The 25062-nt window shown below is 54.2% G+C and carries 22 protein-coding genes and 1 tRNA gene; 9 read left to right on the top strand and 14 right to left on the bottom strand.

Translation table 11 applies throughout. From position 1 onward, the window contains the following. Positions 1-1590: a microcin C ABC transporter ATP-binding protein YejF gene (yejF, locus tag MY052_RS07910; RefSeq protein WP_248538508.1), complete on the top strand. Its 1590-nt coding sequence runs from the start codon at positions 1-3 to the stop codon at positions 1588-1590. A gap of 3 nt (positions 1591-1593) precedes the next feature. Here yejF and MY052_RS07905 read toward each other — a convergent pair whose 3' ends face one another. The 3 genes from MY052_RS07905 to rsuA form a co-directional block, all read right to left on the bottom strand. Then, positions 1594-1935 (bottom strand): YejG family protein, encoded by a 342-nt coding sequence (locus MY052_RS07905; protein ID WP_035892661.1) that lies wholly within the window; start codon positions 1933-1935, stop codon positions 1594-1596. A gap of 387 nt (positions 1936-2322) precedes the next feature. Further along, entirely contained in the window at positions 2323-3525 is a 1203-nt protein-coding gene (locus MY052_RS07900; protein ID WP_248538507.1) for a Bcr/CflA family multidrug efflux MFS transporter, read from the bottom strand. 19 nt (positions 3526-3544) lie between these two features. Beyond that, entirely contained in the window at positions 3545-4252 is a 708-nt protein-coding gene (rsuA, locus tag MY052_RS07895; protein WP_248538506.1) for a 16S rRNA pseudouridine(516) synthase RsuA, read from the bottom strand. A gap of 215 nt (positions 4253-4467) precedes the next feature. On the opposite strand from rsuA, the gene radD reads away from it, so the two are divergent. Beyond that, positions 4468-6225: a DNA repair helicase RadD gene (gene radD / locus MY052_RS07890; protein WP_035892657.1), complete on the top strand. Its 1758-nt coding sequence runs from the start codon at positions 4468-4470 to the stop codon at positions 6223-6225. Here radD and MY052_RS07885 read toward each other — a convergent pair. Continuing rightward, positions 6222-6755 carry a lipocalin family protein gene (locus MY052_RS07885; protein WP_035892656.1) on the bottom strand — a complete coding sequence of 178 codons (534 nt, stop codon included), beginning with the start codon at positions 6753-6755 and terminating at the stop codon, positions 6222-6224. The two genes, radD and MY052_RS07885, sit on opposite strands and share 4 nt — an antisense overlap. A 113-nt stretch (positions 6756-6868) precedes the next feature. On the opposite strand from MY052_RS07885, the gene MY052_RS07880 reads away from it, so the two are divergent. Both MY052_RS07880 and rplY read left to right on the top strand, forming a co-directional pair. Then, positions 6869-7828 carry a YbgA family protein gene (locus MY052_RS07880; protein ID WP_248538505.1) on the top strand — a complete coding sequence of 320 codons (960 nt, stop codon included), beginning with the start codon at positions 6869-6871 and terminating at the stop codon, positions 7826-7828. A gap of 125 nt (positions 7829-7953) precedes the next feature. Then, entirely contained in the window at positions 7954-8238 is a 285-nt protein-coding gene (rplY, locus tag MY052_RS07875) for a 50S ribosomal protein L25 (protein WP_035892654.1), read from the top strand. Positions 8239-8292: 54 nt separating this feature from the next. Here the strand turns inward: rplY and MY052_RS07870 are convergent, their stop codons facing one another. After that, complete coding sequence (locus MY052_RS07870; protein WP_248538504.1) at positions 8293-10257, bottom strand: glycosyl hydrolase family 28 protein; 1965 nt, start codon at positions 10255-10257, stop codon at positions 8293-8295. A gap of 281 nt (positions 10258-10538) precedes the next feature. Further along, positions 10539-11546 (bottom strand): nucleoid-associated protein YejK, encoded by a 1008-nt coding sequence (gene yejK / locus MY052_RS07865; protein WP_035892652.1) that lies wholly within the window; start codon positions 11544-11546, stop codon positions 10539-10541. A 183-nt stretch (positions 11547-11729) separates the two neighbouring features. Here yejK and MY052_RS07860 point away from each other — a divergent pair, with 183 nt between their 5' ends. The 3 genes from MY052_RS07860 (at position 11730) to MY052_RS07850 (ending at position 13882) form a co-directional block, all read left to right on the top strand. Further along, positions 11730-11957, top strand: coding sequence for a YejL family protein (locus MY052_RS07860; protein ID WP_035892650.1), 228 nt, complete (start codon positions 11730-11732; stop codon positions 11955-11957). A gap of 18 nt (positions 11958-11975) precedes the next feature. Then, positions 11976-13730: an LPS biosynthesis-modulating metalloenzyme YejM gene (gene yejM, locus MY052_RS07855; protein ID WP_248538503.1), complete on the top strand. Its 1755-nt coding sequence runs from the start codon at positions 11976-11978 to the stop codon at positions 13728-13730. Between the two features lie 75 nt (positions 13731-13805). Next, positions 13806-13882, top strand: a tRNA-Pro gene (locus tag MY052_RS07850). A gap of 409 nt (positions 13883-14291) precedes the next feature. Here MY052_RS07850 and MY052_RS07845 read toward each other — a convergent pair. The 3 genes from MY052_RS07845 to MY052_RS07835 all read right to left on the bottom strand — a co-directional run bounded on the left by MY052_RS07845 (position 14292) and on the right by MY052_RS07835 (position 16141). Beyond that, positions 14292-14675, bottom strand: a complete 384-nt coding sequence (locus MY052_RS07845) for a hypothetical protein (RefSeq protein WP_415968904.1) — start codon at positions 14673-14675, stop codon at positions 14292-14294. Then, a complete protein-coding gene (locus tag MY052_RS07840; RefSeq protein WP_115073862.1) occupies positions 14675-15118 on the bottom strand; it encodes a hypothetical protein in 444 nt (147 codons plus the stop codon). The genes MY052_RS07845 and MY052_RS07840 overlap by 1 nt, the downstream gene beginning before the upstream one ends. A 513-nt stretch (positions 15119-15631) precedes the next feature. Next, positions 15632-16141: a phospholipase D family nuclease gene (locus MY052_RS07835; RefSeq protein ID WP_420828640.1), complete on the bottom strand. Its 510-nt coding sequence runs from the start codon at positions 16139-16141 to the stop codon at positions 15632-15634. A gap of 175 nt (positions 16142-16316) precedes the next feature. On the opposite strand from MY052_RS07835, the gene eco reads away from it, so the two are divergent. Continuing rightward, positions 16317-16808 carry a serine protease inhibitor ecotin gene (gene eco / locus MY052_RS07830; RefSeq protein WP_248538501.1) on the top strand — a complete coding sequence of 164 codons (492 nt, stop codon included), beginning with the start codon at positions 16317-16319 and terminating at the stop codon, positions 16806-16808. Between the two features lie 75 nt (positions 16809-16883). Here eco and mqo read toward each other — a convergent pair whose 3' ends face one another. Next, a complete protein-coding gene (gene mqo / locus MY052_RS07825; protein ID WP_248538500.1) occupies positions 16884-18536 on the bottom strand; it encodes a malate dehydrogenase (quinone) in 1653 nt (550 codons plus the stop codon). 272 nt (positions 18537-18808) lie between these two features. Between mqo and MY052_RS07820 the strand changes: the two genes are divergently transcribed. Next, on the top strand, positions 18809-20047 hold the full coding sequence (locus tag MY052_RS07820; protein ID WP_248538499.1) for a SulP family inorganic anion transporter: 1239 nt from the start codon (positions 18809-18811) through the stop codon (positions 20045-20047). Here the strand turns inward: MY052_RS07820 and mgtE are convergent. The 4 genes from mgtE to ada form a co-directional block, all read right to left on the bottom strand. After that, entirely contained in the window at positions 20010-21446 is a 1437-nt protein-coding gene (gene mgtE, locus MY052_RS07815; RefSeq protein ID WP_035892638.1) for a magnesium transporter, read from the bottom strand. The genes MY052_RS07820 and mgtE overlap by 38 nt on opposite strands. Positions 21447-21574: 128 nt before the next feature. After that, positions 21575-23218, bottom strand: coding sequence for a multidrug ABC transporter permease/ATP-binding protein (locus MY052_RS07810; protein WP_202217559.1), 1644 nt, complete (start codon positions 23216-23218; stop codon positions 21575-21577). Positions 23219-23299: 81 nt separating this feature from the next. Further along, positions 23300-23944 (bottom strand): DNA oxidative demethylase AlkB, encoded by a 645-nt coding sequence (gene alkB / locus MY052_RS07805; RefSeq protein WP_248538498.1) that lies wholly within the window; start codon positions 23942-23944, stop codon positions 23300-23302. Next, positions 23944-25005, bottom strand: coding sequence for a bifunctional DNA-binding transcriptional regulator/O6-methylguanine-DNA methyltransferase Ada (gene ada / locus MY052_RS07800; protein WP_248538497.1), 1062 nt, complete (start codon positions 25003-25005; stop codon positions 23944-23946). Before ada ends, alkB begins: the two co-directional genes overlap by 1 nt. Positions 25006-25062 lie beyond the last annotated feature (57 nt).

The following is a 25062-nucleotide window of genomic DNA, read 5'->3' as shown; positions in this document are numbered from 1 at the left end:
ATGCAGAAACCACTTCTGGAAATCGACAACCTCTCTATTGCCTTTCACCAGCAGGGCGTCACTACCACCGTCGTTGATGGGCTATCGCTGTCACTGAATGCCGGTGAGACGCTAGCGCTGGTTGGAGAGTCCGGTTCGGGGAAAAGCGTTTCGGCGCTATCGATTCTTCGCCTGCTGCCAGAGCCGCCGGTCAGCTACCCTACCGGCGATATCCGCTTTGCCGGGGAATCATTGCTGCACGCCAGCCCGCAGACGCTGCGCAGCGTGCGCGGTAACCGTATTGCGATGATTTTCCAGGAGCCCATGGTGTCGCTGAACCCGCTGCATAATCTGGAAAAGCAGCTTTATGAAGTGCTCTCCTTGCACCGGGGAATGCGTAAAGAGGCCGCGCGCGGGGAGATCCTCGACTGTCTGGACCGCGTGGGCATTCGCAACGCGGCTAAACGGCTGGCTGACTATCCGCATCAGCTCTCTGGCGGCGAGCGCCAGCGCGTGATGATCGCCATGGCGCTACTGACTCGCCCGGAGCTCTTGATTGCCGATGAGCCCACCACGGCGCTCGATGTGTCGGTGCAGGCGCAAATCCTGCAGCTGCTGCGAGAGCTGCGTACCGAACTCAATATGGGGCTGCTGTTTATCACTCATAACCTCAGTATCGTACGCAAGCTGGCCGACCGGGTGGCGGTCATGCAGCAGGGCCGCTGCGTGGAGCAGAACAACGCCACCGCGCTTTTCGCCGCACCGCAGCATCCTTACACCCGAAAACTGCTGGACAGCGAGCCCGCAGGCGACCCGGTGCCTTTGCCGCCGGACGCCGTGCCGTTGCTTGAGGTCAACCAGCTCAGCGTCGCGTTTCCTATCCGCAAGGGCATTCTGCGGCGGGTCGTCAGCCACAATAAGGTGGTTAACAGTCTGAGCTTTACGCTGCGCAAAGGCGAAACGCTGGGATTGGTCGGTGAATCCGGTTCCGGTAAGAGCACTACCGGGCTGGCGCTGCTGCGCCTTATCGGCTCTGAGGGCGATATTCGCTTTGCCGGCGAGGTGATTCAGGGGCGTAGCCGTCAGCAGATGCTGCCGCTGCGTCGTCGCATCCAGGTGGTATTCCAGGATCCCAACTCGTCGCTCAACCCACGGCTGACCGCACAGCAAATTATCGAAGAAGGGTTGCGGGTACATCACTCTTCGCTGAACGCAGCGGAACGCGAACAGAAGGTGATTGACGCGATGAGTGAAGTGGGACTCGATCCCGAAACCCGACAGCGCTACCCGTCAGCCTTTTCCGGCGGCCAGCGGCAGCGTATCGCTATCGCGCGGGCGCTCATCCTACAACCTGAACTCATCGTGCTGGACGAACCCACGTCTTCGCTCGACCGCACCGTTCAGGCGCAAATTCTGACGCTGCTTAAGGCATTACAGGAAAAGCATCAGCTGACCTATATCTTTATCAGCCACGATCTGCACGTTGTGCGTTCGTTGTGCCACCAGGTGATGGTATTACGTCAGGGAGAAGTGATCGAGCAGGGAGAATGCAGGCGCGTCTTTTCAGCACCGCAGCAGGAATACACGCGTCAGCTCATTGCTCTGAGCTGACGATTAGAATGGGTTGTTACCTGAAAACGGCTCGGCAATAGCAACGCCAAAATTTTTCAGGCGACAGGTCGCTGCAAACTCATCCTGACGTTTCACAAACAGGCACGGCTCCCCTTCGCACTCAAGCACTGAGCAATCAACGGAGATATCGGTTAACGCCTGGCTAAGGGAATGCATCACCGGCCAGGCGCTATCGCCGTCCGGGCTCAGCAATTTGAGCGCCACCAGCGTATTGTCGCTGGACGCATCATTTTGCGGAATCGGTTCAACTTTCGAACCTGCAAAACCCGCAGACCAACGATAGTCCTGCGGCAGTCGATGTACGATAGATAGCTGTAATGTCATTACGTTCTTTTCCCCGGAAGCAACTGCTTCACAATTATTTCACATCCATATTAACACATTGTTGACAAATCGTCCTGCATCCAGAAAAAAAACGCCATCATTCAACATTCTTCTTACGACATAGTTCGGTGCACTGATGCGTTTTCGCGCTATATGTACCCGTATCTGTGATCTAACGCAACCTTTTTATCTACAACAATGTGACTATTTACATAAATGGATTTTACATAAAAGAAACATTGCGCCCTATCAGGAATGCAATTTCTGTTGATGTGTATCAACAAAGGCGCGCATTTCGCCCTCCGAAAGGATGATTAGTGCGCGTTTTTACGCGGATGAATAGTGGGTAGTAGGCCGGATAGGCGCAGCGCCATCCGGCCTACCGCATTATATTCTGCGTACGGTTTTGCGGGGTCTACTGGCGTAGAGGTAGAAGAGCATTGAGCAGGTCGCGCAAAACGCGATGGAAATCAGCATCGGCCAAGCGGTGGTAAAGGTCGCAAACGACAACAGCGCGCCAATAATAGCCCCGATGCCAAAGCGGAACGTCCCTGCCAGCGAAGATGCTGTCCCCGCCATGTGCGGGAACTCGTCGAGGATCACCGCCATCGCATTGGAAGACACCATCGACACGCAGCCAACAAACACCGCAATGCCCAGCACCAGCGACCAGAAGCCAACGTCCAATAGCGCGCAAACCACCATCCAGATTGCCATGACAAACTGCACCGTCAGCCCGGCACGGAACATCCACAGCGCCCCTACCCGACGGACAAAGCGGCTGTTAATGGTGGTGGTAATAAAGAGGAACACAATGTTCAGCGCGAAGTAATAACCGAAGTGCTGCGGCGACACGTGGTTAAGCTCGATGTACACAAACGGACCGGCGCTCAGGAACGAGAACATCGCGGCAAAGCTGAAACCGCTGGCCAGCATGTAAGAAAGCACCCGCTTGTGACGAAACAGCGACGCAAAATTGCCAAGCGTGGTGCTCAGACGAAACGGCTGACGTTTTTCTACCGGCAGTGTTTCATCAATAAAGAAGCAGATCGCGGCTGAAGCAAGCAGCGCCGCTGCCGCCAGGATCCAGAAGATCGCGTGCCAGCTAAACCAGACCAACACCGCGCCACCTACCATCGGCGCCACCAATGGGGCAATGGTGGTCACCAGCATGACAAACGACATCATGCGGGAGAACTCTTCCTTCGGGTAGATATCTCGCATCAGAGCGTTGATAACCACGCTTGCCGCCGCAGCCGCCAGGCCGTGGAAGAAACGCGTGATAATCAGATAATCGATGGTCGGCGCCAGGGCACAGGCCACCGCCGCCGCCGCAAAGATAAGCGTTCCGCCCAGAATAACCGGCTTACGTCCGAGGCTGTCGGCCATCGGACCATACAACAGCTGGCCCAGCGCAAACCCCAGAATATAGGTACTCAGGGTCATCTGCGCGCTGCCTGCCGGCACGCCAAACTGTTCCGAAATGACCGGCAGCGCCGGAAGGTACATATCGATCGATAACGGCATTAACATGGCCAGGAGGCCAAGAATAAACACAATTTTTAACGACGAGCGCGGCCTGGACGTCACAATCTACCTCGGTTATTGGTTAGCGCTCGGGCGCGCCAACGCTGGCAATTTCTTCTTCCGTTAACGGACGGTATTCGCCCGGTTCCAGTGTAGGGTCGAGCGCAATCTCACCGATGCGTTCGCGATGCAGCCCAACCACGCGGTTACCCACGGCGGCAAACATGCGTTTCACCTGATGATAACGGCCTTCGCTGATGGTCAGACGCACTTCGGTCGGCGTAATCTCTTCCAGCACGGCAGGCTTGGTGAGATCTTTCTCGTTGTGCAGCTGTACGCCTTTTGCGAACTGTTCAGCAGTGTCTGCACTCAGCGGGTTTTCCAGCGTCACCAGGTAGGTTTTTTCGCAATGATGGCGCGGTGAGGTGATGCGGTGAGACCACTGACCATCATCGGTCATCAGCACCAGACCGGTGGTATCAATGTCTAAACGCCCTGCGGCATGCAGCTTATAGGCCACGGGCTCATCCAGAAAATAGAGCACCGTTGGGTGATCCGGGTCTTCGGTGGAGCAAACATAACCTTGCGGCTTGTTCAGCATGAAATAACGCGGGCCATTCTGCTGGGTCAGCGTGTTGCCTTCGTAGGCTACGGCGTGTTCTGGTAGCAGTTTAAATGCGGTGTCGCGCACCACTTCGTCATCGATGGTCACGTGGTGGCCGCGGATCAAACGCCCGGCAATAGCACGGCTGACGCCGAGTTGCTGAGCGATAAACTTATCAAGTCGCATGAAGTATTTTTAGCCTGTAATAGTGCCGGGTGCCGGACGAAACGTCCGAAAAATGGGGTAATCGACTCGTTGGATATCCAGCCATCGGGCAAAAAACACCGATAACGGGAAAGACGACGAGTATAACAATCTGTAAGTATAACGGGCTTGTTATCCCACTCAAGTGAAAAGATTCATGGCATACTATTTGGCTATTAAGGACAATCATCACGCCAATGACTTTTACACTTCGCCCCTATCAGCAGGAAGCGGTTGACGCGACCCTGACCTACTTCCGTCGTCATACCCAACCTGCGGTGATCGTTTTGCCCACCGGCGCCGGGAAAAGCCTGGTTATCGCCGAACTGGCACGGCTGGCGCGTGGTCGCGTGCTGGTGCTGGCGCACGTCAAAGAGCTGGTTGCCCAGAACCACGCGAAATACTGCGCGCTGGGGCTGGAGGCCGATATTTATGCTGCCGGGCTGAAGCGTAAAGAGAGCCACGGCAAGGTGGTCTTCGGCAGCGTACAGTCTGTGGCGCGGAATCTTGACCATTTCCAGGGCGAGTTTTCGTTGCTGATTGTTGATGAGTGCCACCGCATCAGCGATGACGACGACAGCCAGTACCAGCAAATCCTCACTCATCTGGGAAAAGTGAACCCTCACATCCGCCTGCTTGGCCTCACGGCCACGCCCTTCCGTCTGGGCAAAGGCTGGATTTACCAGTTCCACTACCACGGCATGGTGCGCGGCGACGAGAAAGCGCTGTTCCGCGACTGCATCTATGAGTTACCGCTGCGCTACATGATTAAGCACGGCTACCTGACGCCACCAGAACGGCTGGATATGCCCGTGGTGCAGTACGATTTCAGCCGCCTGCAGGCCAACAGCAACGGGTTATTTAGTGAGTCTGACCTCAACCGTGAACTCAAGCAGCAACAGCGTATTACGCCGCATATCATCAGCCAGATTGAGGAGTTTGCGCAGACGCGCAAAGGGGTGATGATTTTTGCCGCCACCGTCGAGCACGCCCGTGAAATTACCGGCCTGCTGCCCGCCGATGACGCCGCGCTAATTACCGGTGAAACCCCCGGCCCGCAGCGCGATGAACTGATTGAGGCCTTTAAAAATCAGCAGTTCCGTTATCTGGTTAACGTCGCCGTCCTGACCACCGGTTTCGATGCCCCGCACGTCGATCTGATTGCGATTCTGCGCCCGACTGAGTCCATCAGCCTGTATCAACAAATTGTGGGCCGTGGCCTACGTCTGGCGCCGGGGAAAACGGACTGTCTTATTCTCGACTACGCCGGAAACCCGCACGACCTCTACACGCCGGAAGTGGGTTCGCCAAAAGGCAAGAGCGATAACGTGCCGGTGCAGGTCTTCTGCCCCGGCTGCGGATTTGCCAATACCTTCTGGGGGAAAACCACCTCTGACGGCACTATTATTGAGCACTTTGGCCGACGCTGTCAGGGCTGGCTGGAGGATGATGAAGGCCATCGCGAGCAGTGCGACTACCGCTTCCGCTTTAAAAACTGTCCGCAGTGTAATGCCGAAAACGATATCGCCGCCCGCCGCTGTCGCGAGTGCGACACGGTGCTGGTTGACCCCGACGATATGCTGAAAGCGGCGCTGAAGCTCAAAGACGCGCTGGTGTTGCGCTGTAGCGGCATGGTGCTACAGGACGGCATGGACGAAAAAGGCGGCTGGCTCAAAATCACCTATTACGACGAAGACGGCGCAGATGTGAGTGAGCGCTTCCGTCTGCACACGCCCGCGCAGAAAACGGCGTTCGAGCAGCTGTTTATCCGCCCACATACCCGCACGCCTGGTGTACCGCTGCGCTGGATAACGCCGGGCGATATTATCGCTCAGCAGGCGCTGCTCCGCGCACCGGATTTTGTCGTTGCCCGTAAGAAAGGCGTCTACTGGCAGGTGCGCGAAAAAGTGTTCGACTATGAAGGCCGGTATCGCCGGGCTAACGAGCTACGCTAGCCGCGCGTCTGCTTCACCCACAGCAAGTCGTCGACGGCAAACCCAAGCCCGCGGGCGATGGTCAGGTAGTTTTGCTGTACCTGCGGCGGCAGCGTTGGCGTGCGCGATAAAATCCACAGGTAGTCGCGGTTCGGTCCACTGACCAGCGCGTACTGGTAGTCATCATCCAACGCAATGACGTTATAGCCGCCGTAGAAAGGGCCAAAGAAGGAGACCTTCAGCGCGGCAACGTTCTGCTCGCCGGTGAAGTACGCCTTCCCTTCGCTCTCTTTCCACTCGCCTCGCACCGGGTCAAACCCGCGGTTCAACACGCTGATACCGCCATCCTTGCGTTTGCCATAGGTCGCGGTCACCTGCTCCAGACCGCGTTCAAAGCGGTTATCCAGACGGGCGATTTCATACCATTTTCCCAGATAGCGACTGGCATCAAAGTGGCTAATTGGCGTCACCCCTTTCGGCGGCGTCGGTGAACGGCAGGCTACCAGAGCCAGCGAAATAGCGACACCGGTGACAACGGGCCATAGCTTCATGCGACATCTCCCTTTTGACAATAATGGGTTAAGTGTAGAGGATAAAAACCTACGCGGTCAGAAGCGGGAGAACCTATGCTTGAACTATGGCCCACGACAAACAGGACAATAATATGAACGACAAACCGATACTCGGCATCAGCGGCTGCCTGACCGGTGCTGCCGTTCGCTTTGACGGCGGGCATAAGCGGATGGGCTTTATTATGGATGAGCTCGCCGACTGGGTGACATTCAAACCCGTCTGCCCGGAAATGGGCATTGGCCTGCCTACGCCGCGCCCTGCGCTGCGTCTGATTAAGACCGCCAATGGCGATACCCGCGTGCGCATGAGTCAGGACCTGGATAACGACCTCACCGATAAGATGCACCATTTTGCCGAGGAGGTGCTGCCTGGCGCGGCGCACTTCGCCGGTTTTATTGTCTGTGCAAAATCCCCAAGCTGCGGGATGGAACGGGTACGGCTGTACGATGAGCGCGGTAATCGCGGCGCGAAGGAAGGCGTTGGCCTGTTTACCGCAGCGCTACAGGCGCGCTACCCGTGGCTGCCGGTGGAAGAAGATGGCCGGTTACACGACCCGGTGCTGCGTGAAAACTTTGTGGCGCGGATATTTGCGCTGCACGAGCTCAATACGCTGCGGGACGCGGGATTAACTCGTCAGGCCCTGCTGGCCTTTCATAGCCGCTATAAGCTGCATCTGCTGGCTCATAACCAGCCGGGCTATCGTGAAATTGGCCCGTTTATCGCCCATCTGCATGAATGGCAGGACCTGGAGGCCTTTTTTGTCGCCTACCGCGACAAGCTGATGGCAATTCTGCGCCACCCTGCTTCACGTAAAAATCACACCAACGTGCTGATGCATATTCAGGGCTATTTCCGTAAACAGCTCAACGACCGCCAGCGTGCGGAGCTTCGCGACGTTATCGTCAACTATCACGCCGGGCACCTGCCCATTCTCGCGCCGCTGACGCTGCTGAAGCACTACCTGGCCGAGCACCCGGATGATTACCTGCTGACGCAACGTTATTTTTCGCCGTATCCGGACAGTCTGCGGCTGCGCTTAACGGCCAACTGAAGGTGAGGTTTTCATTGCCCGTAAGGCAATAGGCGGCTATAATGCCGCCCGCTTTCACATCCGTGAAGCAGATCATTTGCCTGCTGCTGGGTCGCCTGTAGCAGGATTAATTAAGAGAGCTATCAATGTTTACTATTAATGCAGAAGCACGTAAAGAGCAGGGTAAGGGTGCGAGCCGCCGCCTGCGCGCAGCTAACAAGTTCCCAGCTATCATTTATGGTGGCGAAGCAGCTCCGGTTGCTATCGAACTGGATCACGACAAGCTGTGGAACCTGCAGATCAACGCTGAATTCTACAGCGAAGTTCTGACCATCGTTGTTGATGGTAAAGAAGAAAAAGTTAAGGCTCAGGCGGTGCAGCGTCACCCGTTCAAGCCAAAACTGGCTCACATCGACTTCGTTCGCGCTTAATCGCCGACAAGTCTTCGTGACGAAAGAACGGCTCCTTGCGGAGCCGTTTTTTTTTTACTGCTTCGCCGCCTCCCGCACCACCGTCTCCTTCCCTGCCGCCGTTATCACCTCATTATTCACGCTGTCTGAAAGCGTAATACCGCTCACCTGCGCAAAATTCCAGGCGTGCTCCGTATTGTCAAACGTGACGTGCGTAAACTGACTGTCATGCAGGAAGGTGATTTTGCTCGCCTGCACGTTGCGAAACTTCACATTGCTGAACGCCAGATTCTGATGATAGGCATCGCGCGGGTAGGTAATGCCGTATGCCGCCGTCATCTCCTGCACCGTCATGCCATCCACCAGAATGCTTTTCTTCGCCGCCGTGCCATCAACGGTGACGTTCTCGACGGTCACATTGCGGAATTGAGGAGGCTCGGTGGCTGGGGTGGCGTCGTTAACGTCAGCGCTGTACTTGATGGTGAAGATAAACGGCTCTTTCGCCAGATCTTTCATCGCGTTATTGCGGAACACAACATCACGCGCGCCGCCGCCGTAATACGGGCGACTTTTCATCCGCAGACCGATATCGGTCAGATACATAACGTTATCTTCCGCTTTAACTTTCTCGATCCAGGCGCCGGTATGGCTACCGGTCACCACGGCACCGTGCCCCTTGCGGAAGTAGTTATTGAATATCCACGCCCCGCTCTGCGGTTTCTGCCCAAAGGTTTCTACGCCCTTGCCGTAGCCTGCGGCAAAGTTCATCCCGTCGTCGCCGGTATCAAAGAAGTTATTGAAGACAAGGGCATTCTGGCTGTTACCCAGCTCAATACCATCGGCGTTATTGCCGTCAAAGGTCTTGTGGCTAAGCGCATTCAGCGCGATGTTTTCCGACTCCAGCACCATGACCCCGTGAAATGCCGGGTTGAGGATGGTCAGCCCTTCGATATAAAGATTGCTGACGCCGCGCAGCGTCATCAGGCTGGAACGGCGGTTTTTGTAGGCGCTGTCGCGGTTCATCCCTTCAGATACCGCCAGCTCGGTCTGATGCTTCGCCAGAATACCGTCTTCGCCCACCTTATTGGCGTTGCTGGCGCGGTACTGCGGCAGCGCATTACCGGCTTCATCAACGATAAATTCTGCCCCGCCGTGCTTCACGCCCCGCGTCCAGCCATTACCGTCGATGGACCCTTTACCCACAATGCGAATATTACGGAAAGTACCGGCGTGAGAGTTACCCTTATCGTTCGCTTCCAGCGCGTTAATCAACGACGGTGGGCGCTTCGGCAGCGGATTATCAGTATAGGGGTAAAGAAAATAGCCTTTGTCCATCGGGTACTGCGCCGGGTCATCCGAGCCCAGCAGCGTCGCATCTTCAGCAATCTCCAGCGTCATATCGCTGTGTAAGAACAGCGCGCCGGTTTTAAACACGCCGCCGCGCACGCTCACTTTGCAGCCTTGCGGATACTGCGCCAGCGTACAGCTATCAATCGCTTTTTGCAGCGCGGCGGTATCAAGCGTTGCCCCGTCGCCGACGGCACCTGCCGCTTTGGCATCCACCACGTGCGGCACCCTGGTGGTGCGCAGAGAAATCGGCGCGCTATCGGCGGACTCGTTACCGTCCGAATAGACCGCGCGAACGGTAAACTGATAGTCGGTATCGGCTTTCAACCCCTCGACGGTGAAGCTTCGCAAATCAACCTTCTGCTGCCAATGATCGTTATCCAGCGTCTGGTAGAAGTTATCGATATAAGGTTTAGCGGGGGAAAATTTGTCCTGATTGTCGCGCGCGCTGCCCAGCAGCTCACCGTCGCGATAGACATGATAGTCCACCACCTTGTCCGCCTCCTGAAGCGGTTTTTCCCACACCAGCACCACGCTGTCATCGTCAACGGAGAGCACCGGCGACTGGACGTTTTGTGGCGCCGCTGACGCCTTCGCCTGAGCAGCCTGGCTATCGTCACAGCCGTTTAATACGCCCACGAGCATCATTGTGGTTGCCATCGCCAGTCGGGAGTGTCTGAAGGTATTGTGCATCTTGTTATTATTCCTCTCAGTAATTCGCGGCACCCAGCTGCCGCGTCCTTGAGCCCTCCTGAGTAGGGATGGCTCTCCATTTATAAAATCAAAATATTTTTGCATTTAAAATGAAACGTATTTTCATTTATTTCATTGCGTGTTAACTGAGAGTCAGCTCAAGTTTTAACCTGGATGAAAAAACATCGATACAGAAAATGAGAGGAGTGTCACTCAAAACTGGCGCTAATACGGATAGACAAAGCCCGCTCGAGGATGAGCGGGCTTGAAGGGGGATGGCTTTAGCTTTTGCCGGAAGTCCGGCGCTGCAGCTGGTCACGCAGGTTTGGCGGCGTGCCTTTGATAGTCAGCGTGTCGGTCGCCGGATCCCAGTAAATGCGCTCACCGAGCAGCATGGCATCGAAGTTAATGGTTAACCCACCGCCGCTACCGGCAAACTTCGTCAGCTGACGCAGCGTGCTGCGATCCGCCGGGAAGCTCTCTTCCAGCTCGTAGCCTTTTTCTGCGGTAAATTCGCTGAAGCTCACCTCGCTCACGCCAGACAGTTCTTTCGACAGCGATTCCAGCTCAATCTCTTCACCGGCTTGCAGCTGTTCGTTGCAGTAGGAGTAAACCTGCTGACGCACGTTCTGACGCTCGTTCTTGTCGAGCTGCGCTTCGGCGGCAAAATCGTCCAGCGCCTGCAGCAGGCCACGGTTTTGCACCTTCGCGTTCAGGCCTTCGCTCGCGCCGAGGAAGTCCATGAAGAAATCAGCAACCTTGCGCCCAACTCGCCCTTTCAGGAAGGTCAGGTAACGGGTCGATTCCGGGTTAGTTTCCCACTCGGTCAAATCAATACGCGCGACAATATCGGCATGGTTGATGTCGAGATAATGGGTCGCGCTGATATCCAGCTCTTCGTTGACGCGCATGCTGCTGAGGTTATTCAGCACCGCCACCAGCAGGTATTCCACCGCCAGGTAGCGATAGTGACAGAACAGCACAATGCCGCCATCGGCAAACGGATATTTCGCCAGCTCGTCGCGAAGACGACCGGTGGCCGCGCGGCTGAAGGCGAGGAAATCCTCTTCGCCCTGACGCTGCAGCTTTAAGGCCTGCGCCAGTTCGCTCTCTTCGGTAAACAGGCCGTAGGCTTTGTTCTTCGCGCTGTACACCCGATGCAGCTCGGCCATCATTTCTTCAACCGGTGCAGTCGGCTCCAGCAGCGTGTCGCGCAGGACCACATCCAGGTTTTGCTCATCGCGTTTGATGAGCTGATGCAAAGCAATCTGGTCGATATCCAGACTCATGTTAAACTCTCCTTTAAGATCGGGTGTATTCAACCACCCCCGATGCGACAGTGCAACTCACACATTACCGCCCTCGCGGCAGCATAATGGCGAAAGGATAACGCGTTACGCTGAAAAAAAGCGGAAAAAATGCTGCTGCTACGGTAATATACTGCCCTTTAATGAATAGACAGATTTCGATTTATGCCACAACAATCCCGCTATAGTGATGAACACGTTGAAAAGCTGCTGAGCGAGCTCGCCAACGTGCTGGAAGAACATAAAGCCCCAACCGACCTTTCTTTAATGGTGCTGGGCAATATGGTAACCAACCTGATTAACAGCAGCGTGGCTCCGGCTCAACGCCAGGCTATCGCACGTTCTTTTGCCCAGGCGCTTCAGTCTTCCATTAACAGCGATCCTGCGCACTAAGGGTACAAGCAACAGTTTATGGTGACACATCGTCAGCCTTACCGAGAAAAAGTCTCCCAGATGGTTAGCTGGGGACACTGGTTCGCTCTGTTCAACATGCTGTTGGCCATGGTGCTCGGTAGCCGCTATCTGTTTGTCGCCGACTGGCCGACAACGCTGACTGGACGCGTTTTCTCCTATATCAGCCTTGTCGGACACTTCAGCTTTCTGGTGTTCTCTGCCTATCTGCTGATTCTGTTCCCGCTGACCTTTATCGTCATGTCCCAGCGCCTGATGCGCTTCCTGTCCGCTATTCTGGCGACGGCCGGCATGACGCTGCTGCTTATCGACAGCGAGGTCTTTACCCGCTTCCACCTGCACCTTAACCCGGTGGTATGGGAGCTGGTTATCAACCCCGATCAAAACGAGACCGCGCGCGACTGGCAGCTGATGTTTATCAGCGTGCCGGTTATTCTGCTGGTCGAGATGCTGTTTGCCACCTGGAGCTGGCAGAAGCTGCGTAGCCTGACGCGCCGCCGTCACTATGCTCGCCCGGTTGCCTGGTTCTTCTTTGCGTCGTTCATCGCTTCACACGTGATGTACATCTGGGCCGATGCGAACTTCTATCGTCCGGTGACCATGCAGCGCGCCAACCTGCCGCTATCGTATCCAATGACTGCTCGTCGCTTCCTTGAGAAGCACGGTTTGCTTGACGCGCAGGATTACCAGCGTCGTCTGGTAGAACAAGGCGACCCGGAAGCCGTGACCGTCCAGTATCCGCTCAGCGATTTGCGCTATCGGGATATGGGCGTCGGTAAAAACGTCCTGCTGATAACTGTAGATGGCCTGAACTATTCACGCTTCGAACAACAAATGCCGTCGCTGGCGCGCTTTGCGGGAGAGAACGTCAACTTTACGCAGCATATGAGTGCGGGTAACACTGCCGATAACGGCATCTTTGGCTTGTTCTACGGCATTTCGCCGTCCTATATGGATGGTGTTCTGTCGGCGCGAATTCCGGCCGCGTTGATTAGCGCGCTCAACCAGCAAGGCTACCAGTTGGGGCTGTTCTCTTCTGATGGCTTTACCAGCCCGATTTACCGCCAGGCGTTGCTGTCAGATTTCTCACTGCCACCGGGCAAATCGCAGAACGATGCTCAGACGGCAAACCAGTGGACTAACTGGCTCAAAAACAATGCTCAGGACGAAAACCGCTGGTTCTCTTGGGTGTCGTTTAACGGAACCACCATCAACAACGCGCAGGCCAACGACCGTCAATATGCACGGGCAGCGGCGGATGTAGATACCCAAATAGCTAAAGTACTGGACGCACTGCGCGACTCCGGCAAGCTTGATGACACCGTGGTGATTATTACCGCCGGTCACGGCGTACCGCTTAGCGACGAGAATAGTACCTTTAACTGGTCACGCGCCCAGCTCCAGGTACCGCTGGTTATCCACTGGCCGGGGACCCCTGCTCAGCGCATCGACCTGCTGACCGATCATAAAGATATTATGACCACCCTGATGCAACGATTGCTGCACGTCAGCACACCAGCCAACGAATATTCGCAGGGTCAGGATCTGTTCAGCGCCACGCGCCGCCATAACTGGGTGACGTCGGCAGATAACGATACGCTGGCTATCACCACGCCGTCGATAACCGTAGTGCTCAGTCATAACGGTCACTATAAAACCTGGAACGCGGCTGGCGAGAAGGAACGGGATCAAAAAGCCCAGCTCAGTTTGCTACTGCAGGTGCTGACGGATGAAAAACGCTTTATCGCTAACTGATTGATTAATTTTAAATCAATTGATAAACCCTGACTTGCAATCGGGGATAAAAGCGGTACTATTTTTGTCATGCGTCGGCACGTAGCGCAGCCTGGTAGCGCACCGTCATGGGGTGTCGGGGGTCGGAGGTTCAAATCCTCTCGTGCCGACCAATTCCCTTTACTCCCTCGATGGATTACGATCATATCTCACAGCGCGATTTCTACTCACGTTGCCGGATATTGAAATTAAAAACATTACTCATCGTCATATGTCATCTATTCCAGTTGAGAAGAAAGGTAGATCACCAATAGTTGGAGTAGCCAACCTATGTGCAAGGTTGAACTACGTTCAACATTACAAACTAACCCCACGTTAATAGGATGGCGATCTACCTTGTTTAACTACGATCCCCAAATTAGGGAGTGTTTTCTCTTACGGACGGTATTTAGGAGCCGATACCTGAAATTTACCGAAGGTTTTATTCAGAACATAAGCATTTGTGAATCGCTAACCGAGTAATCGTGATCATGCCACGTACTAGCCAAGTAAAACATAGAAGTCTTTTTGAAAAATTATCTATTACTTAGTTAATTGAGCGTTAATTACTTTCCCGCCTTCAACCACGTAATGAATCTTGTATTGACCCTTAGACCACTCACCATAGGCTGTATGGTTCCATCCCTTGTGCATCAGATAGTCGTAAAGTTTGCCACTATCCATGCCTATGATTTCCTCACATTCAGCTTTAACGGCTCCCCATGAATAATTAATCTTAGCGTTAGCTTGAGCCTGTTGATTCTGTTTAGCTGTCTTATGAATATCACAACTCACCCCTGCGTTAAGCTGAGTACACCCCGATCTTTCTAATTGATTCCTGTAGCCCTCACTAATTGCATGAGCCTTAGGCATAACAACAGGGAAAGAAAACAGAGTGGCAACAACAGCAATTGTTATTTTATTCATTACCAATGACCTCTAGAGCCTGACTGAGCAGAACCACCACCAATATGATTACCCCCACCTAAACCATGAGCAGAGTTACTATTAGCGGCATTATTACCACCGTTGCCTGTTCCATGTTCATGAGACGAATTATCATTATGTTGATTATACCCACCTCTGACAGTTTTAAAGACACTGACTACAGGTGGAGTAATAACTGTAGTGGTGGTAGTAGGTGGTAATGACTTAACAGCATTTAATTTATCTTGTTCTGCTTGATAGTCTTTAATCTGCTGTTCAGATAAATCACTTTCTAATACACCACTCCAAACGCTATTATCATTTGAGAAATGAACAGAGTAAGAACCATCAGCAGCTTTATCTACTACTTGACCAACGGTGAAATCTACCGTTGCTAATGCAGACATTGAAACCAGAGAAAGAACAATCAATAATCTCTTCATACAATCACCAAATTAAATATTTTTATCTTCTTTGACAGAACCATGAGTACAATTAATCAACTCCCAATCATCAATAGCCATGAATAACTGGAAAGATTTGTTATGTTTTTATATTAGAAGCTGGTTTACCAGATTGTTGAATTACTAGAGCGGCTCATCCAGACAATAGAACGGCAAAAGACAAAATAAAATACAATTTCATCATTAACTCACATAGATATTAAAGAGAATATAACAATTATTTTTAACGAAAATGAGTAACATTTTACAAGCATTCTAATAACTACGAATTCAGTAGTACTTTATTCGCAGGGTCGAGAATGTAGCAACTTGTGCGGTAGTTACCTAGTGAAAATATTTCACATCGCAATTAAATGTAAATTGATTTTAGATAAAGAAATTAAATAAAAAAATTTCTTTAGTATGGTAGCCAGCTAAGAATAAGAGCAGAGAAAAGGTTTGAAAGAAGCCATTCTTGCTTATCTTATGTTGCACATGCTTAAGATTATGCCTTTACTGCGGCTTACCCAGCGCCCAGCGACTGTCAAAATGCGCCTGATACTGACGGATGACCTCCGGCTCATCACGGATCACCAGTACGTTTTCTGAATTTTCCGTTTCTGCGGATTTAGCGAAGTTAAAAGACCCGGTCTCCAGCGTATTGCCATCAACAATCATCACCTTATCGTGCTGAATGTGATAATGGCCGTCGATACGAACGTCAATACCGTTTTCTCGCGCCCGGGCAATGGCCTTCAGGCTAACCTCGCCCTGATTTCGTCGCTTATCAATTACCGCCCTCACCTTCACGCCGCGTTTTTGGGCGCGAATCAGCGCGTCGACAATGTCTTTGGCCTGAAACGAGTAGGCCATCATGTCAATGGACCGCTGTGCGCCATCGATAGTGCTCAGCACCAGCTCACGGGCAGATCCTTCAGGCGAGAACCCAACCTGAATTGAGGCCTGTGCGGCAGGGAGAACGCCCAGAAGTGCAGCTATAATAAGAAATCGTGTCATTATCATCATTACCCAGAATATCCGCATGCCATCAAATGATATAAGCAGTCTTAATCGCTAGATTCACACAACGCTGCAACATTTAGAACTAGTCCTAATGCAAAATTCAGTAAAATACCATTACCATTGATGTCAGGAATGATATTCTCCTCTCGTTGCAAACTGATAAAAAGGATGAACAGTGAAAAACACACATAAACTTGCCGCATCGTTACTTGCCATCGCCTGCACTTCCAGCTTCGCCTGGGCCGCAGAACAGCCGCTGGAAAAGGTTGCGCCTTTCCCAAAAGCGGAGAAAGGTATGACGCGTCAGGTCATTCAGTTGCCGGAACAGAAGGATGAGTCTGCCTATAAGGTAGAGTTATTGATTGGCAAAACGCTGGAGGTTGATTGCAACCACCATCGCCTGGGTGGTGAACTGGAGAGCAAAACGCTGGAAGGCTGGGGCTACGATTACTACGTGGTAGAGAAAATCTCCGGCCCGGTGTCGACCATGATGGCCTGCCCTGACCAGAAGAAAACCAAAAAATTTGTCACCGCGTCACTGGGTGATGACGCTATGCTGCGCTACAACAGCAAGCTGCCGATCGTTATCTACGCGCCAGAGAACGTAGAAGTGAAATACCGCATCTGGGAAGCGCAGGAAGCGGTACAAAGCGCCGTCGCGCGTTAATAAAAAACCCGGGCTCGCATGCGCTTGCCCGGGCTACCAATAGTAAAGTCCCGGTCATGCCGGGACTTTTTCTTTTTAGAGCGCAATATCCGCCATTTCTTTGGCTTCTACCGGTTTTGACGTCACCTGAACTGCTGGCGTAGGATCCGGCTCGCGGGTCGCTTCATGGCGCAGCCCCAGCACTTCGCTGGTATACGCCAGCGTTTTCTCAATCAGATGCGGGTTTTCCGTTAGCGTTGAGCCATAGGTCGGTACCACGGCGCGAATTTTTTGCTGCCATTCAGCCGTCTGCATTTTGTCCTTAAATACCTTTTCCATCAGCTCCAGCATGATAGGCGCAGCGGTTGATGCACCAGGGGAAGCCCCTAACAGCGCGGCAACGGTACCTTCGTCATCGCTGACCACTTCAGTGCCCAGACGCAGTACCCCACCAATACGCGCATCACGTTTGATAATCTGCACGCGCTGACCGGCTTGCCACAAACGCCAGTCCTGCTTTTTCGCCATCGGATAGTAGGTGCGCAGCGCCGCATGACGGTCTTTATCTTTCTGCAATACCTGGCTTACCAGGTATTTCACCAGATCAAAGTTATCCAGCCCGACGTTCAGCATCGGCAGAATGTTGGATTTGTTGGTGGACGCCAGCAGATCCCACAGCGAGCCGTTTTTCAGGAAACGCGTAGAGAAGGTGGCGAACGGTCCAAATAGCACCACGCGTTTTCCGTCGATAATACGGGTGTCGATGTGCGGAACGGACATCGGCGGTGCGCCCACGGAAGCCTGACCGTAAACTTTCGCCAGGTGATGGTTAACCACTTCCGGGTTTTCACATACCAGGAACTGGCCGCCAACCGGGAAGCCCGCGTACTCTCTAGCCTGAGGAATTTTGGTTTGCTGAAGCAGCTTCAGCGCCGCGCCGCCTGCACCGATGAAAATGAACTTCGCTTTGATGGTGCGTTTTTCATGGCTGCCGTTAGCATCCGAAACGGTGACGTTCCAGCTGTTATCTGCGTTGCGGCGAAAACGGCGCACCACGGTGTTGAGCTGCAGCGAGAAACGATCGCGCTTTTTGAGGCCCTGAATGAGCTGACGAGTAATCTCGCCATAGTTCACATCAGTACCCGCTTCGGTGCGCGTGGCAGCAATCTTCTGCTGCGGATCGCGTCCTTCCATCACCAGCGGCGCCCACGCCTTAATCTGTTCGTGGTCTTCAGAGTAGCGCATGCCGTTAAACAGCGGGCTCTGTTGCAGCGCACGGTAACGAGCACGCAGGAAATTGACGTTGTCATCGCCCCACACAAAGCTCATGTGCGGCACGGTGTTAATAAAGCTTTTCGGCTGTGTCAGTACGCCGCGCGTAACCTGATGGGCCCAGAACTGACGGGAAATCTGGAAGGCTTCGTTAATATCAATGGCTTTATCGATGCTGACGGAGCCATCAGCTTTCTGCGGGGTATAGTTGAGTTCCATCAGCGCCGAGTGCCCGGTACCGGCGTTGTTCCAGCCGTTTGAGCTCTCTTCGGCGACGCTCTCCATTTGCTCAACCATGGTAATCGACCAGTCTGGTTCCAGCTCCTGCAGCCACGTACCCAGCGTAGCGCTCATAATGCCGCCACCGATCAGCAATACATCTGTCTCATGAACCACACGAGTCTTCGCCTTAGTCGCCACAGAAACCGTCTCGGTACCCGATTTCTGTGAGTTGGGTACAGCTATCTTTTTTTTCATCGTAGGGGGCCTTACTTGACTTGCGATTTGTTACATGCAGGTAAAAACATCCGTACGGTTACGTTACCACCCAGGAAGATAAAATTAAATATTGTTTAAAATTTAAGTTGAGTTTTGAGATCTGTTATTAAAATGTTTAATAAATGTGTACAGAAAATGAGATTTGGTACTAGTAGAATGTGACGTAAAGCGGTATTATTCTCCCATTTGTGATGGTACGCACGGAAGCTGGGATTATAGAAAACCCGCCATCGATAACCTGTGAATACCCTATGTCCAACGCTTCTTCCTCTCCTCTTTCTGGCTCCCTACTCTCCGTCCTGACATCACCTTCGATGTTAACGCGTGAGGTACTGGCTGGCATTATTACCGCACTGGCGCTGATCCCTGAGGTTATCTCGTTTTCCGTTATTGCAGGCGTTGACCCAAAAGTCAGTTTGATCGCCTCCGTGGTGTTGTGCCTGTCGATGTCGTTTCTCGGCGGCCGCCCGGCCATGGTCACCGCCGCCGCGGGCTCAGTCGCGCTGGTTATCGGGCCGATGGTACATCAGCACGGCGTTGCCTACATTTTGCCCGCCGTCGTGATGGCAGGTATCATTCAGATTTTGTTTGCTGCTTGCGGCATGGCAAAACTGATGCGCTTTATTCCGCAGTCGGTGATGACCGGGTTTGTGAACGCGCTGGGGATGTTGATTTTCTTCGCTCAGGTTCCGCATTTCTGGAGTCGTAGCCCGCTGATTGTCGCGCTGTTTGCCGCCACCATTCTCATCGTGCTATGGCTTCCTCGCGTTATGAAAAGTATTCCGTCGCCGCTTATCGCCGTGGTGCTGTTAACGCTCTACACCGCCACCAGCGGGCAGATTTTACCCACCGTTGGTGATGAAGGTTCGATGAGCGGCGGGCTGCCGGGCTTCACCCAGTGGCTGGTACCCATGAATCTTGAGACGTTGCAGATTATCTGGCCGTGCGCGCTGAGTATTGCCTTTGTCGGCCTGATGGAATCGCTGCTGACCGCTAAACTGGTCGACGATCTGACCGTCACGCCGTCCAATAAAACGCGCGAAAGTGCCGGGCTTGGCATCGCGAATATTCTGGCGGGCTGTTACGGCGGTATTGCCGGATGCGCGATGATTGGTCAAACCATCGTGAACGTGGAAATGGGAAAAGGACGCAGCCGGATATCAACGGTCGCGGCGGCGCTGGTATTGCTACTCCTGGTCACCGCATTAAGCGAAGTGATGGCGAAAATACCGATGTCGGTGTTGGCGGGCATAATGGTAATTGTCGCCTTCAAAACCTTTAACTGGAAAAGCCTGCAGCCAGGCACGCTTAAACGCACGCCCTGGCCGGAAACGCTGGTGATGCTGGTGACCGTCGGCGCGACGGTCAGTACCGGTAATCTGGCGATTGGAGTACTGGCAGGCATTATCATGATGGTCATTGTGCCTGCCCGCCTGAAGCACCGCGCAAAGCTTAAAGCAGAAACACGGTCGCCAGCCCCAGAAAAATAAAGAAGCCGCCGGTATCGGTGATGGCGGTGATCATTACGCTGGATCCGACCGCCGGGTCATGTCCCAGTTTGACCATCGTCATCGGGATCAGCACCCCCATCACCGAAGCGACCAGCAGGTTCAGGATCATCGCCAGCGTCATGACGGCTCCCAGATGCGGGTCGTCATAAAGCAACCAGGTCACCGTGCCCATAATCCCGCCCCAGACGATACCGTTAATCAGCGCCACGCCCATTTCACGCAAAATTAAAAACGAGAAGTTACCCGGCTGAATTTTCTGCAGCGCCAACGCGCGCACAATCATGGTAATCGTCTGGTTGCCGGTATTGCCGCCAATACCCGCCACAATCGGCATCAGCGAGGCCAGCGCCACCAGTTGAGAGATGGTGTGTTCAAAACCATCAATGACGCGTGAGGCAATAAACGCGGTACAGAGGTTGATAGCCAGCCACGCCCAGCGCGTTTTAACCGCTTTGGTCACTGGCGCAAACACGTCTTCTTCGCTGCTCAGGCCGCCCATGCGGCGTAAATCACTGTCGGTCTCTTCGTAGACCACATCCACGATTTCATCGATGGTCAAACGCCCCATCAGCTTGCCGTCGGCGTCAATAACCGCGGCGCTGATAAGGTCGTCACGTTCAAAGGTACGCGCTACGCTTTCCGACTTTTCCTCCGGATGGAAGGCGACAGGATCGGACTCCATCACTTCATGCACGTAGCGCTCTGCCGGGTTGAGCAAAATGGTTTTAAGCTCCAGTTCACCAATCAGGGTCTGGTCGCGCTGCACCACAAAGAGTTTATCGGTGTTCTCAGGCATCTTGCCCAATCGGCGTAAGAAGCGTTGTACCGATGCCAGCGTGACGTCCGGGCGAATGGTAATCACCTCGAACTCCATGATGGACCCCACCTGTTCGTGGGAATAGTTCATCACCTGGCGTACGCGCGCGCGCTCAGCAGGGTCCATGGAGGCCAGCAGGCGACCGGTCAGGTCACGCGGCAGATGCTGCACCATGTAAATCTGTTCGTCGATGTCCAGCGTTTGCAGTGCATCGAGCAACGCCCGGTCGCTCATATCTTCAATGAGGTCATCCCAGACGTTCTCCGATGCTTCGAGCAACACTTTCCCACGGCGGGTGTCTTCGACCAGATTCCACAGTGCGTGACGTTCTTCTGACGGCAGCGCCTCAAGGGTATCGGCAAGATCCGGCGGCGGCAGGTGTGCGACTAACGCGCCCACTTCCGCGAGGTCGTCCACCAGCGTGCCTTCATCGTACTGCTCGGCCAGCGTCAGCTTGCCCAGCAGCGCAGAGGTGACCGCTTTATCGGTTGTCAGCAGCCAGATGAGTCGCTGACGTTCTTCGTCACGCAGACGGGCGCTGTTCTTCTTCAACAGAGACATGAATAATCCTTATTCGGGAAAGTTCGCCCAACCGGATAGTCAGACGAATTAAGCATAGCGCGGAGAAATATAAAAATAGTTAAACGAGCCGCTCGTACGCTGAAAAAATCAACAGAGCGGCTAAAAAATCAGGCTGTACGCGCCACCGCGTCGCGGGAAGCCCGTTCGCGTTCTTCCCCAACTAATTCACTTAATTGGCCGTTACGCATCTCCAGCAGGCGATCCGCATGGGTGAAGTAATGATCATCGTGGCTAATGGCAAAAATCGTTTTACCCATTTGCTGCATCAGCGGCAGCAGCACCTGGTAAAACTCGCGGCGGAAATGAGGGTCCTGATCGGCCGCCCACTCATCGAGCATGATGATGTCGCGCTCTTCCGCTAACGCCAGCAACAGCGCCACGCGTTTTTTCTGCCCTTTTGACAGCTTCAGGTCGAGGATGCGGCCATCTTCAAGTTTCACCTTGTGGCTCATTTGCAGCTGCGCAAGCCACTTCTCTACCAGTTCCGGCTTCGCCTGTTTGCCTTCCGGTCCCAGCAGGTGTTCGAACAGCCAGACATCGGTAAACACCGCAGAGAACAGCTTGCGATAGTCTTCCGGTTTATCCGCTGCCAGCGGCTGGCCATCCAGCAAAATCTGCCCGGAAATCGGCTGATACAGGCCGGTCAACAGCATCGCCAGCGTCGATTTACCGCTGCCGTTACCGCCAATCAGGAAGACCATTTCACCTCGTTTCAACGTCAGGTTTAATGGGCCGACCGCGAAGGTGTTGTCTTCATAGTGGAAGGTCACGTCACGCAATTCCAGCGTCTGCCAGTTGGGATGCGCCGTTGGCTGCGGGAACGGCTCGCGGAACGGCGCCAGCGAGAATTTATTCAGCTTGTTGAAGGCGACCTGCGCGCTCAGAAGCGTAGGCAGCGCCCCTACCGCCGACAGCAGCGGCGTGCGCAGGAACAGCAGCGTCAGTGAATAGGTTGCCGCCACGTTGGTGTCGGCCCAGCCCAGGCCGTTTGCCATCCAGAACACCAGGCCGATAGCGCCTAGCATCATGATATTTGACCAGTTCACGGCGCTCAGGTGGAAAGTATCGGCACGAATAATATGGTGACGGTAGGCTTTGGCGTCCGGCGTGAACTGCTGTTCAAAGACGTACTGCGCGCGCTCGCGGTTAAGCGTCAGCTCTTTACGGCCTTCCAGCACCGTCTGGTAGTCGTTATAGAGGCTATCTTCGGTTTCACGCAGCGTCGCCATATGTTTGTACACGCGCGCCACCAGCATAAAGCCACCCCAGATGGTCAACGCCATCCACAGCGCGGTAATGAGCAGCATTTTGGTCGACAGCATCGCCAGATAGGCGGCGGAACCCACGGTCAGAATAATGCCCTGAACCAACTCAGGCAGGCGCACAAAGGCAATGGTGATGGCGCGAATGTCACTGGTCAGGCCCGCCAGCAGCGATGCGCTGCCAAGTTTCTCCACGCGTTCTACCTGGGTGTCGAGAATACGTTTGATGAATTCACGGCGCAGGCGATAGACAAAGTGGTGCCCCAGCGTGGTCAGCGCCAGCTGAGAGCCCAGCGTAACGGCCATCAGCAGCAGCAACAGTCCGAGAAATTCCGGCAGCACCGCCACGGTGGTGTCGACCATTTCAATCAGACGCACGTTAATAAAGGCGATAAGTCCAATACCGAGCGCCGCGCTCAGCAGGCTCAGGGCGATAACGCCAATGAAGGGCCAGCGGTACTGACGCCAGACGAGTAAAAGAAGTTCCATAACAGCAACCAGGGCAAGAAAAACAGCCAGCAGTGTAAACTGCTGAGCAACGACATCAAGAATAATTCTTATTTTTATTCGTCATTGTGCGGCACGACGGAAAGTGAGGTTATAGCGCCAGGCGCCTACCTGCGGATGGCTGCCTGCTTTAAGCGGTAAAATGGCGTGATAAAACAGCCGGGACTCTCCGCCCCACACCACCACGTCACCATGTTCCAGCCAGACGCGCTGTAGGGGATCGCTGCGGTTTAGCCCACCGAACTGGAAAGTAGCCGGTAATCCCAGCGAGACGGAAACAATCGGGGCATCCAGCTGCGCTTCGTCTTTGTCCTGATGCAGCGACAGCTTTGCGCCCGGCTGATAGCGATTGATAAGACAGGCATCGGGGCTAAATTCCGGGTATCCGGCCTGGCTTGCCGCCGTCTTCGCTAGCGTCAGGAATACCGCCGGAATGGCCGGCCAGGGGTGCCCGGTCAGCGGATCGATAGCCGAATAGCAGTAGCCTCGGCTATCTGTACTCCAGCCAAGCGGCCCACAGTTGGTCATCGCCACGGACATGGTATAACCTCCCGGCGTCACCATATGGCGAAACGGCGAGACGGTGGCGACCTGCGCAACCGCGGCCAGCAACGCATCGCTGCTATCGCGCGCCAGACGGCGCAGGACAACGGCGCCTGGCGCAAGCGGCTCTGACCATGGCGCTTCATCAGCAAACAGATCCAGCATCAGCGCTCCTGTTCTTTTTCACGCGCTAGTAGCGCAGCCTTACGCGCCACGCCCCAGCGATAACCGGACAAGCTACCGTCACCCCGCACCACGCGGTGACACGGTATCAAAATCGCCAGCCGATTTGCCGCACACGCGCCGGCAACTGCCCGCACCGCTTTCGGGTTGCCGATGCCATCGGCTATTTGCTGATAGCTGCGGGTTTCACCGGTTGGTATTTCACGCAGCGCCTGCCAGACCTGCTGCTGGAAGGCCGTGCCGCGAATATCCAGCGGCAGCGTGAGCGGCGTGGCGCGATGATTCAGACTCGCAATAACGGACTGGATTTGCTCAGTGAACTCAGGGGCCGCAGGCATACAATGAGCGGACGGGAAGCTTTGCTGTAGCTCGGCCATGAGCGCCTCATGACTATCCCCCAGCAACACCGCGCAGATCCCCCTCTCGCTCAGCGCGACCAGACAGTGGCCGAGCTCACAGTGACCAACCGCGTAGTCAATACGGGTAGATTTTCCGCCCTGACGGTAGGCGCGTGCCGTCATTCCCAGAACCTCATCGGCCTGTCGATAGTAGCTGCTGCTGGTGGGAAATCCGGCCCCTAGAACGGCCTGAGTGACGGATTCGCCCTCGCTTAATGCACCACGAAGGCGACGCGCGCGCCACGCCTGTTGCCAGACTTTTGGCGTAACGCCGGTGACGGATTTAAACAGACGATGAAAATGATAAGGACTGACTGCCACCGCTTCAGCCAGTGCCTCCAGCGTAACGGGAGTATCTTGTTCAAGCAGGCGGCAGGCCTTTGCGACTTTATCGATTTTCTGCTGTTCAGGCGAAAGGTTGCCTGGCTGGCAGCGCTTACAGGGGCGATACCCGGCGGTCTGCGCGGTTTCGGCATCAGGATAGAAGCGCACATTCTGGCGTAGCGCATGGCGGGCACGACAGGATGGGCGGCAGAAAATACCGGTGGTCTGCACGGCAAAAACAAACTGACCATCGGCCTTTGCATCGCGATTTGTCACCGCCAGCCAGCGGTCATCATCGGTATGTAGAGTATAAGATGTCATAACGGGCTCCTCCTTTTAGTGTAACCGCCACTGTGACCAAAAGGAGGAATTAAAAAA

Source organism: Kluyvera ascorbata, from assembly GCF_023195735.1.
In the GTDB taxonomy this organism is placed as follows: Bacteria; Pseudomonadota; Gammaproteobacteria; order Enterobacterales; family Enterobacteriaceae; genus Kluyvera; species Kluyvera ascorbata.
This window is presented reverse-complemented; position numbering and strand designations above follow the sequence as displayed.

Bases quoted from the DNA above. Each gene is read 5' to 3' on its own strand.
- MY052_RS07810 (WP_202217559.1), bottom strand. From the start codon at position 23,218: ATGGAACTTCTTTTACTCGTCTGGCGTCAGTACCGCTGGCCCTTCATT.
- yejF (WP_248538508.1), top strand. From the start codon at position 1: ATGCAGAAACCACTTCTGGAAATCGACAACCTCTCTATTGCCTTTCAC.
- rsuA (WP_248538506.1), bottom strand. From the start codon at position 4,252: ATGCGACTTGATAAGTTTATCGCTCAGCAACTCGGCGTCAGCCGTGCT.
- mqo (WP_248538500.1), bottom strand. From the start codon at position 18,536: ATGAAAAAAAAGATAGCTGTACCCAACTCACAGAAATCGGGTACCGAG.
- MY052_RS07845 (WP_415968904.1), bottom strand. From the start codon at position 14,675: ATGAATAAAATAACAATTGCTGTTGTTGCCACTCTGTTTTCTTTCCCT.
- mgtE (WP_035892638.1), bottom strand. From the start codon at position 21,446: ATGTCTCTGTTGAAGAAGAACAGCGCCCGTCTGCGTGACGAAGAACGT.
- yejM (WP_248538503.1), top strand. From the start codon at position 11,976: ATGGTGACACATCGTCAGCCTTACCGAGAAAAAGTCTCCCAGATGGTT.
- MY052_RS07860 (WP_035892650.1), top strand. From the start codon at position 11,730: ATGCCACAACAATCCCGCTATAGTGATGAACACGTTGAAAAGCTGCTG.
- MY052_RS07835 (WP_420828640.1), bottom strand. From the start codon at position 16,141: ATGATAATGACACGATTTCTTATTATAGCTGCACTTCTGGGCGTTCTC.
- MY052_RS07820 (WP_248538499.1), top strand. From the start codon at position 18,809: ATGTCCAACGCTTCTTCCTCTCCTCTTTCTGGCTCCCTACTCTCCGTC.
- MY052_RS07880 (WP_248538505.1), top strand. From the start codon at position 6,869: ATGAACGACAAACCGATACTCGGCATCAGCGGCTGCCTGACCGGTGCT.
- yejK (WP_035892652.1), bottom strand. From the start codon at position 11,546: ATGAGTCTGGATATCGACCAGATTGCTTTGCATCAGCTCATCAAACGC.
- MY052_RS07905 (WP_035892661.1), bottom strand. From the start codon at position 1,935: ATGACATTACAGCTATCTATCGTACATCGACTGCCGCAGGACTATCGT.
- MY052_RS07840 (WP_115073862.1), bottom strand. From the start codon at position 15,118: ATGAAGAGATTATTGATTGTTCTTTCTCTGGTTTCAATGTCTGCATTA.
- radD (WP_035892657.1), top strand. From the start codon at position 4,468: ATGACTTTTACACTTCGCCCCTATCAGCAGGAAGCGGTTGACGCGACC.
- alkB (WP_248538498.1), bottom strand. From the start codon at position 23,944: ATGCTGGATCTGTTTGCTGATGAAGCGCCATGGTCAGAGCCGCTTGCG.
- rplY (WP_035892654.1), top strand. From the start codon at position 7,954: ATGTTTACTATTAATGCAGAAGCACGTAAAGAGCAGGGTAAGGGTGCG.
- ada (WP_248538497.1), bottom strand. From the start codon at position 25,005: ATGACATCTTATACTCTACATACCGATGATGACCGCTGGCTGGCGGTG.
- MY052_RS07870 (WP_248538504.1), bottom strand. From the start codon at position 10,257: ATGCACAATACCTTCAGACACTCCCGACTGGCGATGGCAACCACAATG.
- MY052_RS07885 (WP_035892656.1), bottom strand. From the start codon at position 6,755: ATGAAGCTATGGCCCGTTGTCACCGGTGTCGCTATTTCGCTGGCTCTG.